General features: G+C 73.6%; 12 protein-coding genes. 7 read left to right on the forward strand and 5 right to left on the reverse strand.

The window, feature by feature from the left end; translation table 11 throughout:
- Positions 1–27: 27 nt before the first annotated feature.
- From ACIRQF_RS09525 to ACIRQF_RS09535, 3 genes are all read left to right on the forward strand, one after another.
- On the forward strand, positions 28–2,799 hold the full coding sequence (locus ACIRQF_RS09525; protein ID WP_404090341.1) for a SpoIIE family protein phosphatase: 2,772 nt from the start codon (positions 28–30) through the stop codon (positions 2,797–2,799).
- A 44-nt stretch (positions 2,800–2,843) separates the two neighbouring features.
- Positions 2,844–3,254 (forward strand): VOC family protein, encoded by a 411-nt coding sequence (locus tag ACIRQF_RS09530; RefSeq protein WP_376635029.1) that lies wholly within the window; start codon positions 2,844–2,846, stop codon positions 3,252–3,254.
- A gap of 212 nt (positions 3,255–3,466) precedes the next feature.
- Positions 3,467–4,051: a TetR/AcrR family transcriptional regulator gene (locus tag ACIRQF_RS09535; RefSeq protein WP_389751808.1), complete on the forward strand. Its 585-nt coding sequence runs from the start codon at positions 3,467–3,469 to the stop codon at positions 4,049–4,051.
- A gap of 57 nt (positions 4,052–4,108) precedes the next feature.
- On the opposite strand, the gene ACIRQF_RS09540 is transcribed toward ACIRQF_RS09535, so the two are convergent.
- Complete coding sequence (locus tag ACIRQF_RS09540; RefSeq protein WP_404090345.1) at positions 4,109–5,377, reverse strand: phosphoribosyltransferase family protein; 1,269 nt, start codon at positions 5,375–5,377, stop codon at positions 4,109–4,111.
- A 49-nt stretch (positions 5,378–5,426) separates the two neighbouring features.
- Positions 5,427–6,557, reverse strand: a complete 1,131-nt coding sequence (locus ACIRQF_RS09545) for a CapA family protein (protein ID WP_404090348.1) — start codon at positions 6,555–6,557, stop codon at positions 5,427–5,429.
- 142 nt (positions 6,558–6,699) lie between these two features.
- Here ACIRQF_RS09545 and ACIRQF_RS09550 point away from each other — a divergent pair, with 142 nt between their 5' ends.
- The gene (locus tag ACIRQF_RS09550) at positions 6,700–8,058 is read left to right on the forward strand and encodes a serine hydrolase domain-containing protein (protein WP_404090351.1); all 1,359 of its coding nucleotides are present in this window, start codon (positions 6,700–6,702) and stop codon (positions 8,056–8,058) included.
- Here ACIRQF_RS09550 and ACIRQF_RS09555 read toward each other — a convergent pair.
- Positions 8,055–8,648: a hypothetical protein gene (locus ACIRQF_RS09555; RefSeq protein ID WP_404090354.1), complete on the reverse strand. Its 594-nt coding sequence runs from the start codon at positions 8,646–8,648 to the stop codon at positions 8,055–8,057. The two genes, ACIRQF_RS09550 and ACIRQF_RS09555, sit on opposite strands and share 4 nt — an antisense overlap.
- A 146-nt stretch (positions 8,649–8,794) precedes the next feature.
- Between ACIRQF_RS09555 and ACIRQF_RS09560 the strand changes: the two genes are divergently transcribed.
- Positions 8,795–9,442 (forward strand): NADPH-dependent F420 reductase, encoded by a 648-nt coding sequence (locus ACIRQF_RS09560; protein ID WP_404090356.1) that lies wholly within the window; start codon positions 8,795–8,797, stop codon positions 9,440–9,442.
- Between the two features lie 6 nt (positions 9,443–9,448).
- Here ACIRQF_RS09560 and ACIRQF_RS09565 read toward each other — a convergent pair whose 3' ends face one another.
- Together ACIRQF_RS09565 and ACIRQF_RS09570 are read right to left on the reverse strand one after the other, a co-directional pair.
- Positions 9,449–10,876 carry an aspartate ammonia-lyase gene (locus ACIRQF_RS09565; protein ID WP_376635043.1) on the reverse strand — a complete coding sequence of 476 codons (1,428 nt, stop codon included), beginning with the start codon at positions 10,874–10,876 and terminating at the stop codon, positions 9,449–9,451.
- Between the two features lie 411 nt (positions 10,877–11,287).
- On the reverse strand, positions 11,288–12,328 hold the full coding sequence (locus ACIRQF_RS09570; RefSeq protein WP_404090359.1) for an asparaginase: 1,041 nt from the start codon (positions 12,326–12,328) through the stop codon (positions 11,288–11,290).
- Positions 12,329–12,436: 108 nt separating this feature from the next.
- On the opposite strand from ACIRQF_RS09570, the gene ACIRQF_RS09575 reads away from it, so the two are divergent.
- Complete coding sequence (locus tag ACIRQF_RS09575) at positions 12,437–12,892, forward strand: Lrp/AsnC family transcriptional regulator (RefSeq protein WP_404090362.1); 456 nt, start codon at positions 12,437–12,439, stop codon at positions 12,890–12,892.
- A gap of 178 nt (positions 12,893–13,070) precedes the next feature.
- Positions 13,071–13,385 (forward strand): hypothetical protein, encoded by a 315-nt coding sequence (locus ACIRQF_RS09580; protein WP_404090365.1) that lies wholly within the window; start codon positions 13,071–13,073, stop codon positions 13,383–13,385.
- Positions 13,386–13,406 lie beyond the last annotated feature (21 nt).

Here is a 13,406-nt window from a genome sequence, read left to right on the forward strand (position 1 = left end):
GGCTAGCAGGGCGGGAAGGAGCGCACCGTGACGCGAGGCGCGGACGGGTCCCCCGGTGGCACCCACGGGCGGCCCACCGGACTACGGAGCGTCGCGAGCCAGGTCTTCGCCCTGCAGGCGGTCATCGCGCTGCTGATCGTGGCAGCCGCCGCGCTCGCCCTGGTGCTGCAGGGCAAGTACGACAGCGAGCAGGACGCCCGCAACCGCTCCCTGGCCGTCGCCGAGACCCTCGCCCACGCGCCGGGGATCGTGGAGGCGCTGCGCTCGCCCGATCCGTCCTCGTTGCTGCAGTCCAAGGCCGAGGCGGCGCGCCGGGGATCCGGGGTCGACTTCGTCGCGGTGCTCGCTCCGGACGGGGCCCGCTACACGGACTCCGACCCCTCGCTGATCGGCCAGCGGGCCCAGGGCGACATCGGCCGGGCCCGGGCCGGCGAGTCCTTCACCGAGGTCTTCCACGGGGCGCCGAACGACGCCGTGCGCGCGGTCGTCCCGGTCCGGGACGAGACGGGGGCCGTGGTCGGCATGGTGTCCAGCGGCGTCGAGGTGGCGACCGTCGGGCACGCCGTGCAGGGGCGGCTGCCGCTGCTGCTCGGCGCGGCGGGGATAGGCCTCGCGTGCGCGGTGGGCGGCGCGGCGCTGGTGAGCGGCCGGCTGCGGCGCCAGACGCACGGTCTGGGCCCGGCCGAGATGACCCGCCTCAAGGAGCACCACGAGGCCGTCCTCCACTCGGTCAAGGAGGGCGTGGTGATCGTCGCGGGCGACGGGCGGCTGCTGCTCGCCAACGACGAGGCCCGTCGCCTGCTCAAGCTGCCGGAGGACGCGGAACAGCGGCATGTGCGGGAGCTCGGCCTGGAGCCGCGTACGGCCGCGTTGCTGCTGTCCGGGCGGGCCGCGACGGACGAGGTGCACCCGGCCGGCGACCGGCTGCTCGCACTGAACGTACGGCCCACGGGCGACGGCGCGGCCGACGGCGGCTGTGTGATGACCATGCGCGACACGACCGAGCTGGCCACGCTGACCGGTCGGGCCGAGGTGGCCCGCGGGCGGCTGCGGCTGCTCTACGAGGCGGGCACCCGGATCGGCACGACGCTGGACGTCGTACGGACGGCGGAGGAGCTGTCGGAGGTCGCCGTGCCACGGTTCGCCGACGTCGTGACCGTGGAGCTGCTCGACCCGGTGGTGCGCGGCGACGAGCCCTCGGGTGCGTTCACGGAGATGCGGCGGACGGCTCTGAGCGGGGTGAACCAGGAGGCACCCTTGCAGCCGGTGGGCGACCTCATCCGGTTCGTCGTGCCGAGTACCCCGATGGCCTCGGCCCTGGACGAAGGGCGCGCCGTGCTCCAGGCGGATCTGGCGGCGGCGGACGGCTGGCGGGCCCAGGACCCCGAGGGCGCCGCGCAGGCACTCGCGTACGGGCTGCACTCGCTGCTCACGGTGCCGTTGCTGGCCCGCGGCGTGGTGCTCGGGATGGCCAACTTCTGGCGTGGGCGGGAGACCCCGGAGCCCTTCGGCGAGGAGGATCTGTCGTTCGCCGAGGAGCTTGCGGCGCGTGCGGCGCTCGCGATCGACAACGCGCGGCGGTTCACCCGCGAGCACTCGATGGCGGTGGCTCTGCAGCGCAGCCTGCTGCCGCGGGTGCTGCCGGAACAGAGCGCGATGGAGGTCGCGTTCCGCTATCTGCCGGCGAAGGCGGGGGTCGGCGGCGACTGGTTCGACGTGATCCCGCTGCCGGGGGCGCGGGTGGCGCTGGTCGTCGGGGACGTGGTGGGGCACGGTCTGCACGCGGCGGCGACCATGGGCCGGCTGCGGACGGCCGTGGCGAACTTCTCGACGCTCGACCTGCAGCCGGACGAGCTGCTGAGCCACCTGGACGAGTTGATCGACCGGCTCGGCGAGGAGCACGAGCCGGGCGGCGACGGGGGCGGCGAGGCCGGCAGGGACGGCGGTGCGGAGGGCACGACGGGCGCCACCTGCCTCTACGCCATCTACGACCCGACCACGGGTTCCTGCACGATGGCGAGCGCCGGGCATCCGGGCCCCGCGCTGGTCCGTCCGGACGGGAGCGTGGAGTTCCCCGCGGTGCCGGCCGGCCTGCCGCTGGGCCTCGGCCTCGGCGACCGTCCCTTCGCGTCCGCGCGCCTGAAGCTGGAGCCCGGCAGCAAGCTGGTGATGTTCACCGACGGACTCCTGGAGGACCGGCACCGGGACTTCGACACCGGCCTCGAGCTGCTGCGCAAGACGCTGGCACGACCGGGGCGGTCGCCCGAGCAGGCCTGCGCGGACGTGCTCGCGACGCTGCTGCGGCCGATGCCGAACGACGACATCGCCCTCCTGGTGGCGGGCGCCGACCGGATCCCGTCGGACCGGATCGCGGAGTGGGAGGTGCCGAGCGATCCGTCCGCGGTCTCGCCGGTGCGGTCGGCGGCGGCGGCGCGGATCGCGGCTTGGGGGCTGGACGAGGCCGGGTTCACGGCGGAGCTGGTGCTCAGTGAGCTGATCACCAATGCGATCCGCTACGGGCGCCCGCCGGTGCGGGTGCGGCTGGTGTACGACCGGATGCTGATCTGCGAGGTGTCGGACGGCAGCAGCACCTCGCCCCACCTGCGGCACGCGACGGACACCGACGAGGGCGGCCGCGGGCTCTTCCTGGTGGCGCAGTTCGCGCAGCGCTGGGGCACCCGGTACGCGCGTCGCGGCAAGACGATCTGGGCCGAGCTGCCGATCGCGCCGGGCCAGGCGGGCGGCAACGGTGCGGGGCCCGTGCCGGACCTGGACGCCCTGGAGGATCTGGCCTGGTGAGGGCGGGTTAGGGTCGGCGCGAGCGAGCGACCCTGGAGGAGCGTATGACCGGCCCGGCCGTGACCGGCACCCTGCACCACGTGGAGATCTGGGTGCCCGACATCGGGCGGGCCGCGGCCTCGTTCGGTCCGCTGCTCGCGGCGCTCGGTCACGAGCCGTTCCAGGAGTGGGAGCGGGGCCGGAGCTGGCGGCTCGGCGCGACGTATCTGGTGTTCGAGGAGTCCTCGGCGCTGAGCGCGGACGCGCACGACCGGCTGCGTCCGGGCCTCAACCACCTGGCGTTCCACGTGGCGACGCGTGCGGAGATGGACCGGCTGGTCGAGGGGGCCGTGCGCGGCGGCTGGCGGCTGCTGTTCCCCGACCGCCATCCGCACGCGGGCGGGGAACAGAGCTGCGCCGCCTATCTGGAGAACGCGGACGGTTTCGAGGTCGAGCTCGTCGCGTCGGAGTGGTGAGGGTCCGGCCGGCGGCTCAGCCGAGACCGGTGCGCAGGGCGTTCATGAGGGTGCCGTCGGCGGTGTCGCCCGGCATCTCCCGCGCCTTTCCGTCGACGCTCTGCGCCGGGCGGCGACCGCCGAACCGCGCACCCTGCCCGACGGACCATGTTTCACTGCGCCCGTAGTACTCTCCCCGCAGTACTGGTGAGGGCCGACGACGGGAGACGACGGTGGCGCGCAGGAACCCGGAGCGCAGGGCGGCGCTCGTCGACGCCGCGATCGAGGTGCTCGCCCGGGAAGGGGCGCGGGGGCTCACCTTCCGGGCCGTGGACACCGAGGCGGCCGTCCCGCCCGGCACCGCGTCGAACTACTTCGCCAACCGCGACGACCTGCTCACCCAGGCCGGCGCCCGCGTCTACGAACGCCTGCAGCCCGGCGAGGAGGAGATCTCCCGGCAGCAGGCCGCGTCCCCGGACCGGGAGACGTACAAGGAGCTGATGAAGGAGGTCGTCGGCCGGGTCAGCTCCTTCCGCACGGGCTATCTGGCCCTCCTCGAACTGCGCCTGGAGGCCACCCGCCGCCCGGAGTTGCGCTCGGTCCTCACCGAGCGGGTGCGCGCCGACGTCGACGCCAACGTCACCTACCACGAGGCCTCGGGCCTGCCCGGTGACGCGACCGCCGTCAAGCTGCTGATGCTCGCCTTCAACTGGCTGATCACGGAGCAGCTCACGCTGCCGGGCGTGTTCTCGGAGGAGGAGCGGAACGCCCTGATCGAGGCCGCTGTGGACCGCATCGTCGGCGGCGCGCAGGCGTAGTCCGCCTCCGTCGCCCGGTTCCCGTCGCCGTCGCTCCGGTCACGGCGCTCGGCGGCGTCACAGCCGCTCCGCGAACCAGGCCGCCGCGAGCGTGCCCACCTCCTCCAGGGCCCCGGGCTCCTCGAAGAGGTGGCCCGCGCCGGGGACCGTGACGAGCCGGTGCTCGCAGCGCAGCCGCCGCTCGGCCTGGTGGTTGAGGTCGAGGACCAGGGTGTCCGCGCCGCCCACGATCAGCAGGGTCGGAGCGGTGACCTCGGGCAGACGCTCGTCCGCGAGATCGGGCCGGCCGCCCCGGGAGACCACGGCGCCGATACCGCTGCCGGGTTCCGCCGCGGCCCACAGCGCGGCCGCCGCGCCCGTACTGGCCCCGAAGTAGCCGATGCGCAGCCCGCCCGTGCCGGGCCGGGCGGCGAGCCAGGCGGCGGCCTGGCCCAGGCGCTCGGCCAGCAGCGGGGTGTCGAAGACGTTGGCCCGGTCGGCGGCCTCGTCCTCGGTGAGCAGGTCGAAGAGCAGGGTGCCGAGTCCGGCCCGGTTCAGGGTCCCGGCGACGGCGCGGTTGCGCGGGCTGTGCCGGCTGCTGCCGCTGCCGTGCGCGAACAGCACCACGCCGGTGGCCCCTTCGGGCACGGTGAGCCGTCCGCCGACGGCGAGTTCGCCGAGCGGTATGCGGACCTCGGTGTCCTCCCCGCGCGCACCGCGCCGCAGGCGCAGCAGGGCGACGACGTCCTCGTCTGGCGTCTGCGAGAAGTCCTGGTAGAACTGCCCGATGGCGTAGAAGGCCGCGGGGTCGTGCACGCAGTACGTCTCGTCCGCGGCCGCTCCGAGTCGCGTGGTCCAGCCCTGCGGCGCGACCGGCACCGCGAGGACGATCCGGGCGGCGCCGCGGGCCCGGACGACCTGGCACGCGGCGAGCGCGGTGGCTCCGGTGGCGAAGCCGTCGTCGACGACGACCGCCGTACGGCCGTCGATGTCTGCGGGCTCACGGGCGCCGCGGTAGCGCCGGGCGCGCTCCTCCAGAACGGCCCGTTCGCGCCGTTCGACCCCGGCGAGGTCACGCTCCGAGACGCCGGTCTGGACGAGGACGTCCTCGTTGAGGACCCGCACGCCGCCCTCGCCGATGGCGCCCATCGCCAACTCGGGCTGGTAGGGCACCCCCAGCTTCCGTACGAGACAGATGTCGAGCGGCGCGCCGAGCGCGTCGGCGACCTCGGCGGCGACCGGCACTCCCCCGCGGGGCAGCCCGAGAACGGTCACGTCCTGCCCCTTGAGCCCTTCGAGCCGGGCGGCGAGCTGCCTGCCCGCGTCGGTGCGGTCGGTGAAGTACATGTCCTGCCCGCCTTCCTGCCCGTCCGCGCGCACCGGCCCCGACGGGCCGTCACACGGGCCGGGCGATCAGGGCCGGTTCGCCGTCATCCCCCACGGGGGCGGCGGCGATCCGCATCCCGTAGGGGCGACTGATCCGGCCCAGCACGTCGTGGAGCCACCGGACGTCCTGCTCGGGGGCCCGTTCGAGGCGCAGGCGCCGACTGCGCAGCGGCACGAGCCGCACCTCCGCCAGGCTGCCGTCCTCGTCGTGGACGGTGACGAGGTGGAGGAGGCGCAGGTCGTCGCGGTAGCGCTCCTGTCCGGTGATCCCCTCGTAGTCGTTGACGAGGTCGCCGCAGCCGTGCAGGACGAGCCTGCCCCGGTACACCTCCAGGGGCCGTGGGTGGTGCGAGGAGTGCCCGTGCACGATGTCGGCCCCCGCGTCGACGAGGGCGTGGCCGAGGGAGACCTCGGCGCGCGCCGGGGCGTAGCCCCAGTTGGAGCCCCAGTGCACCGAGACGACGACGAGGTCGCCGGGGCGGCGGGCTTCGCGCAGCCGGGCGGTGAGCCGGGTCGCGGCCTCGTCGTCGGGCCCGGCCGCGTAGTGGACCCCGCCGCGCCGTGCGGTGGCCGCCCAGTCCCGCGGCACCCCGCTGGATGCCAGCCCGATCGCGTGGACGAGCAGCCGGCGCCCGCCGGGCAGCGGGACGGCCGCGGGGCGCCGCGCCTCCGCGGCGTCGCGCCCGGCGCCCGCGGTGCGCAGCCCCGCCTCGTCGAGGGCGTCGAGCGTGTCGTCGAGGCCGCCCCGCCCGTAGTCGAGGACGTGGTTGTTGGCGAGGATGACGACGTCGGGGCGTACGGCGGCGAGCGCGGGCAGGTTGGCCGGAGCCATGCGGTAGTGGACGGCCTTGCCGGGGAAGGGCTCGGCCCGGCGGGTGACCGAGGTCTCCAGGTTGACCACGCGGGCGTCGGGCCGCCCGGCGTCGATCAGGTCGAGGGCCTCGCCCCAGGGGTAGGCGGGCGCCACGGATCGGGGCACCGGTCCGGAGAGGGCTTCGGCGAGGGTCACGTAGTCACGGGCGTCGCGCACCCACCGCTCGGGCAGGGCGGGATCGAGGGGATGGGGAAGGATCTGGTCGATTCCCCGGCCGAGCATCACGTCGCCGCAGAGGAAGAGACCGGTCAGACCGCCGCCGCCCATACACCCAGGGTAGTCCGCCGGACGTCATGCGTTCCGGTGATCGTGATCGTTCCGGGGAAGGACGCGTGACGCGGGCGGGCCGTACCAGGATGGACGGTCCGCGCACGGACGGTGCGCGGACCGCACGCGGAGAGGACCTCCTTTGACGCGCACCACGCCCACCGCACGCTCCAGCCGCTTAGGCCTCGGGCGCCCGGCCCGTACGTCGGCCGTGCTCTCGACCGCCCTGCTCGCCCTGTCCCTGGGCGTACTGCCTGCCCAGGCCGCCGACGCCACGGGGGCGTCGGCCGGCCGGGCGGCGGCCCGCCATGTGCCCGCGCTCGACCGCGCGGCCCTGCGCGATTCGCTCGACGCCTTCCACACCGCCGGCATGTACGGAGCGTTCGCGGCGGTCCGCGACGGCTCCGAGCAGTGGCGGGGCGCCACCGGCCTCGCCGATCCGTCCGGCGGACGACCCATGGCCCCGAACTTCGAGCACCGGGTCGGCAGCATCACCAAGAGCTTCACGGCCGTCGCGATCCTCCAGCAGGTCGAACGCCACCGGATCGACCTGGACGCACCGGTCGCCCGCTACGTCCCGGACCTCGTGCCGGGCGAGCGCGGCGAGCAGGTGACGGTCCGCATGCTCCTCAACCACACGAGCGGCATCGCCGACTACGTCCTGCCGGCCTTCCCCGGCCTGCTGCAGGACCCGGGGAAGACCCTGGACGAGAACCGGCTGCGGCACGTCGAGCCGGAGGAACTGGTGCGCCTCGGCCTCGCCGCCCCGCCGGCCGCGCAGCGCGGGGAGTTCGCCTACGCCAACACCAACTTCGTCCTCGCGGGGCTGATCCTGGAGCGGGTCACCGGCCAGGACGCGGAGGCGTACATCACCCGCAACGTCATCCGCCGCGCCGGCCTGCACCACACCTACTTCCCGTCCTCGGCGTCCCTGAAGGGCCCGCACGCGGGGATGTACGAGTCGTTCTTCGGCTTCATCGACCCGCCGCGCGACTACAGCACGTACGACATGTCGTGGGCGGGCACGGCGGGCGCGCTGGTGTCGACGACGAGCGACCTCGACGTCTTCTACCGCAAGCTGCTCGGCGGCAAGCTCCTCGGTCCCGCCGCACTGCGCGCGATGAAGACCACGGTCCCGGCGGCCGTGACGCCCGACGGCGAGGTCGTGATGCGCTACGGCCTCGGTCTCTACACCCTCCGGATGCCGAGCGGCTGGTACTGGGGGCATGACGGCGCGGTCTTCGGCGCGGGCACCTGGTCCCTCGCCACGGAGGACGGGCGCCGTCAGGTCTCCGTCGCCTTCAATCTGATGAAGTACCAGCGTCTCGACGAGCAGGGGCACACCCTTCCGGAGCCGATCACCCCGGCGCTCTACGCGTTCGTCGACGGCGCCCTGAGCGGCGGCGCCCCGACGGCCGTCCCGCGCTCCGCGGTCCCGCTGCCGGCGGCCGGCCTCCCGCCGCTGGTCGACCAGCTCCCGACCGGGCGCCAGGCCTCCTAACGACCGGCCCGGGCCGCGCGGCGGATGGTGGCGTCCACGAGGGCGAGCGCCTCCCCCGCGGTCCGGCCCGGGGCCCGGTTCCAGGGGCCGATGAGCTGGTACCAGCCGCGCGAGCGGAGCTCTTCGAGCATCCACGCACCGGCCTCGTTCATGGTGCCGGAGCTGCCGTAGCCGAGGCGGTGGGCGGCGAGCATCGCCCCGCAGACACAGCGCGCGCCCCGGGCGTCCCGGAGCTTGTACGGGGTGTTCTGCCAGCCCCAGTCGGTCAGGACGCGCCGGGCGTGCGCGAGGTGGACCGAGGGGCGCACGTCGGGCTGCCCGATACGGCGCCAGACGTGCAGCCGGTCCGGCAGCATCGCGCCGATCCGCCCCGGGAGGGCCCGCTCCTCGGGCCGGGGGGCGAGCGAGGCGAGCGCGTCGGAGACGAGCCGGTCCACGGGGACGGACAGCAACGTCCGCCAGTCGGCCTCCTCCTCCCGTACCGGCTGGACCTCCGTCCACGCCGCCACGATCTCCTGCCAGGCCTCGCTGTCGAGCAGGGCCGCGGCCTCCTGGTCGAGCGCGTCGGGGGTGGTGGCTGCGGTGGTCATGCGGGCGACTCCACGACTCGATTCTTCCTGCTTTGGTAGGAATGTCGGCTTTGTCGCGCGAGAACTTGAGTCGTACGCCCTCTCGAAGGCAGGCCAGGGCGTACGGTCGCCTCGGGTCCCCGACGTCACGAAGGAGCGCAACACGCATGAGAATCGCGGTACTCGGCACGGGAGAGGTCGGCCGTCGACTCGCGAGCAAGCTGGTCTCGCTCGGCCACGAGGTGACCCTCGGCTCCAGGTCCGCGGATCACGCGGGCGCGACGGCGTGGGCCGCGGAGCACCGCTCCGCGCACGGCACCTTCGCCGCCGCCGCGTCCGGCGCCGAGCTGGTGGTGAACGCGACCGGCGGGCTCGTGTCACTGGCCGCGCTCGAGGCGGCCGGCGCGGAGAACCTCAAGGGCAAGGTCCTCGTCGACGTGTCGAACCCGCTGGACTTCTCGGAGGGCCTGCCACCGAAGGTACAGACGCCGGACGGCGGCAGCCTGGCCGAGCAGATCCAGCGGGCGTTCCCCGACGCGCGGGTGGTGAAGACGCTCAACACCATGACCAACACCGTGATGGTCGATCCGTCCCGCGTCCCGGGCGACCACGTCGTCTTCGTGTGCGGCGACGACGAGGAGGCCAAGTCCGGAGTGACCGACCTGCTGAAGTCCTTCGGCTGGCCGGACGACCGGATCCTCGACCTCGGCGACCTGACGGGGGCCCGGGCCACCGAGCTGGTACTGCCGCTGTGGCTGCGCCTGTTCGGGACCTTCGGCACCGGGGACTTCAACTTCGCGGTGCCGAGGGCCTGATCCGGATCAGTCCTTCAGCACACCGCCCGAGGTGCCCGTCAGGTACTCGGTGGTGAGCAGCTCGGCGAGCCGCTCGGGCGGGAGCAGACCCTTCTCCAGGGTGAGTTCGGCGACCGAGCGGCCGGTGGCGAGGGCCTCCTGCGCGATGGCGGTGGCCGCGGTGTAGCCGAGGTGCGGGTTGAGCGCGGTGGCCAGGCCGATCGAGTTCTCGACGCTCGCACGCAGCGTGTCGACGTTGGCGGTGATGCCGGTGACGCAGCGCTCCGCGAGCGTGAGGCAGGCCGCCTTCAGGGAGGTCAGGCTCTTCGACAGGGCGTGGAAGATGACCGGCTCGAAGGCGTTGAGCTGCAGCTGACCGCCCTCCGCCGCCATCGTGATCGTCATGTCGTTGCCGATCACCTCGAAGGCGACCTGGTTGACGACCTCGGGGATCACCGGGTTGACCTTGCCCGGCATGATGCTCGAACCGGCCTGCACGGGGGGCAGGTTGATCTCGCCGAATCCGGCGCGCGGGCCGGAGGACAGCAGCCGCAGGTCGTTGCAGGTCTTGGAGAGCTTCACGGCGATCCGCTTGAGGACGCCGGACAGCTGCACGAAGGCACCGCAGTCCTGGGTGGCCTCGACCAGGTTGGCGGAGGTGACCAGCGGCAGGCCGGTGATGTCCGCGAGGCGCCGGCGGGCGGTCTCGGCGTAGCCGGGGGCGGCGTTGAGGCCGGTGCCGATGGCGGTGGCGCCGAGGTTGATCTCGTGGATCAGCTCGACGGCCTCGGCGAGCCGCCCACGGTCCTCCTCCAGCATCACGGCGTACGTGGAGAACTCCTGGCCCAGCGTCATGGGCACGGCGTCCTGGAGCTGGGTGCGGCCCATCTTGACGACCCCGCCGAACTCGACGGCCTTCTCGGCGAACGCGTCCTGGAGCACGGCCATCGCGCGCAGCAGCTCACGGGCGGCACCGATGGCCGCGATGCGGATGGCGGTCGGGTAGACGTCGTTGGTGGACTGGCCGAGGTTGACGTCCTCGTTGGGGTGCAGGTGCGCGTACGCGCCCTTGGCGTGGCCGAGGAGTTCGAGGGCGCGGTTGGCGACGACCTCGTTGGCGTTCATGTTGGTCGACGTGCCGGCACCGCCCTGGACGACGTCCACGACGAACTCGTCGTGCAGCGCGCCGCCCCGGATCTCACGACAGGCGGCGACGATCGCGGCGGCCTTCTCGGCAGGCAGCAGACCGAGCTCCTCGTTGGCGAGGGCGGCGGCCTCCTTCACGGCGGCGAGAGCGTCGATGAGCTGCGGGTAGACGGAGATCGGGGTGCCGGTGATGGCGAAGTTCTCCGTGGCGCGCAGGGTGTGCACACCCCAGTACGCCTCGGCGGGGACGTCCCGGTCGCCGAGCAGGTCGTGCTCGCGGCGGACGTTCTTCTGTTGTGCGGGGATCACGGTGTGGGTGCCTTACGCGTGGGGAGGGAGGGGAACGAGCGTGCGCCGACGACTCTCCGATGCGAGGGAGGGCCGACGACGGCGGGGAGAAGTGGAACGAAGTGGAGCTCGCAGTCCGGACACCCCCTCCCCCGCGGAGACGCCGGCCCCCGTGGGTCCACGGGTTTCGCGCAGCGCCCTCAGGGCGAGCGTCCCTACGCGGCACGCCCCGCGGGACGGACGCTTTCCGGGCGGGTGAGCGCGCCACGGGGGCGGGCGCGGGTGCAGGGAGCCTGGGCCCGGCAGGGGCTTGCGTCCCGTGTGCCCACCCGTCCCGCCCTGCGGGACGATTGCCCACACTCAGGTGGGCGGGTGCAGCGAGCGGGCCGACGTGGGGTGGGGTGGGTGCGTCCCGTGGGGTCTCGCCGCGGGTCAGTGGGCGACGGCGAGAACCGGCTCGGGGCGCACCGGGCCTTCGAGAAGGTCGCGCAGCAGCGCGGTACGACGCTCCGGCGACGTGTGGTCGGCGAGCAGCGCGGCCAGCAGCGCGATCCGGGCCTGACCAGGACGCAGGGTCCCGGCCAGGACGGCACCGGCGGCCGCCAGGTCGACGGCGCCGCCGCCCGTGTAGACCTCGGCCACGGGGCCGGAGGCGACGCGGGTGGACAGCACGACGTGGACGCCCTGGTCGACGGCGCGGGCGACGGCCGCGGCCATCTCGGGAGTGGCGTTGCCGGCGCCGGTGCCGACGAGCACGATGCCCCGGGCGCCGGCGGCGAGGGACGCGTCGAAGAGGACCGGGTCGGCATCGGAGTGGTGCATCACGATGTCGACGCGGGGCGCGGGGCGCCCGTCACCGGGCAGCGGGAGCGGCGCGGGCCGCTCGGGCTCGCGCTCGATGTCGACCTGGCCGAAGCCGAGGCGGCCGAGCCGCTCGCCGGAGGGGTCGGCGAACGGGTCCGCGGCGAGCGTCTTGGTCTTGACGGTGCCACGGGCCGCGTGGACGAGGCCGTCGAAGACGACGAGCACGCCGATGCCGTGGACCGTGGCCGCGACCTGGAGGGCGTCGTAGAGGTTGCCGGGGCCGTCGCCGTCACCCGTGCCGAAGGGGCGCTGGGCGCCGGTGAAGACCACCGGGCGCGGGTCGGAGTGGTGCAGGTCCAGGAAGAAGGCCGACTCCTCGAGGGTGTCGGTGCCGTGGGTGACGACGATGCCGTCGACGCCCGGGTCGGCGAGGGTCTCGTGGACGGTGCGCAGCAGGGTGAGCTGGCGGCCGGTGGTCATCCGGGAGCTGTTCACGTTGAAGAGGTCGACGACCTCGACGTGCACGTTGTCGGGTACCGCGGCGGTCGCGACGACGTCGTCGCCCGACGCGTCGGCGGCGTATCCGCTGCCGGTCCAGCGGCTGGCTATGGTGCCGCCGGTGCTGATGACCACGATGCGGCGCGGCCGGGCGTCTCGCGTCCACTTCATGATGATGCTGTCCTTCCTCGGGGTGCGCGGCAACGATAGATCAGCAGACGCGCAACGCGATTGCGAAATCTGCCCGGACTCATGAACTCCGTGGTGGATAATTGCGCCATGGACCGTATCGATCTTCAGATCTTGCGCGAGCTTCAGCAGGACGGCCGACTGAGCAACCAGGAGCTCGCCCAGCGGATCGGCCTCAGCCCCTCCCCCTGTATGCGCCGGGTGCGCCAGCTGGAACAGGACGGCGTGATCCAGGGCTATCGCGCGGTGATCGCCCCCGAGGCGGTCGGGCGGAGTTTCGAGGTCCTGGTCTCGGTGGAGGTGAAGCGGGACCGGGAGACGGTGGAGGCCTTCGAGGAGGCGCTCCAGGACATCCCGGACGTGATCGAGGCGTACCGCCTCTTCGGCAGCCCCGGCTGCCTGCTGCGGATCGCAGTCGCGGACCTGGCGGCGTACGAGCGTCTGTGGATCGAGCGACTGACGACGCTGACCGGGGTCACCGAGGTGAACTCGCAGATCATCATGAAGCGGGTCAAGGAGCCGCGGGGTCTGCCGGTGGAGCGCTGATCGTTCACCGGAAAGCCGACTTCCGTACGGAGCTGGGCATTCCATGGGCGGGATTTGGTCATGTACGGTTCAACCGCGCGTGACGTGAGCGTCCGATCCCCGACGTTCTACGCGCGCAGAGTGGGCGCCCGCACCGCCTTTCCGCCCTTCCGCCCCATCCCTCACGGAGGTCTGACGGATGCTCGGACTCAGAAGGTCCACCCGCCGTTTCGCCGCCCTGACCGCCGGCGCGGCCCTGGTAGCCGCGGCAGCCTCCCCCGCCCTCGGCTCGCCCGCGGCCGCCGCGCCGGAGACCGCCGCCGCCACGCCCCTGCGCGTGCTCTTCGACAACTCCAGGGCGGAGACCACCGGGAACGCCGACTGGATCATCGGCACCGGCCAGCCCGACCCCCTCAGCCAGGACCCCACGCCCTCCGTCGAGACGGACCGGACCGGAGCCCTTTCGGCCCGGGGCATGGCCCTGATCGACGACACCTCTCTCACCGTCCGCTGACACCCGCTCCCCCACCTCAGA

Source organism: Streptomyces sp. NPDC101191 (assembly GCF_044767915.1).
Classification (GTDB): Bacteria; Actinomycetota; Actinomycetes; order Streptomycetales; family Streptomycetaceae; genus Streptomyces.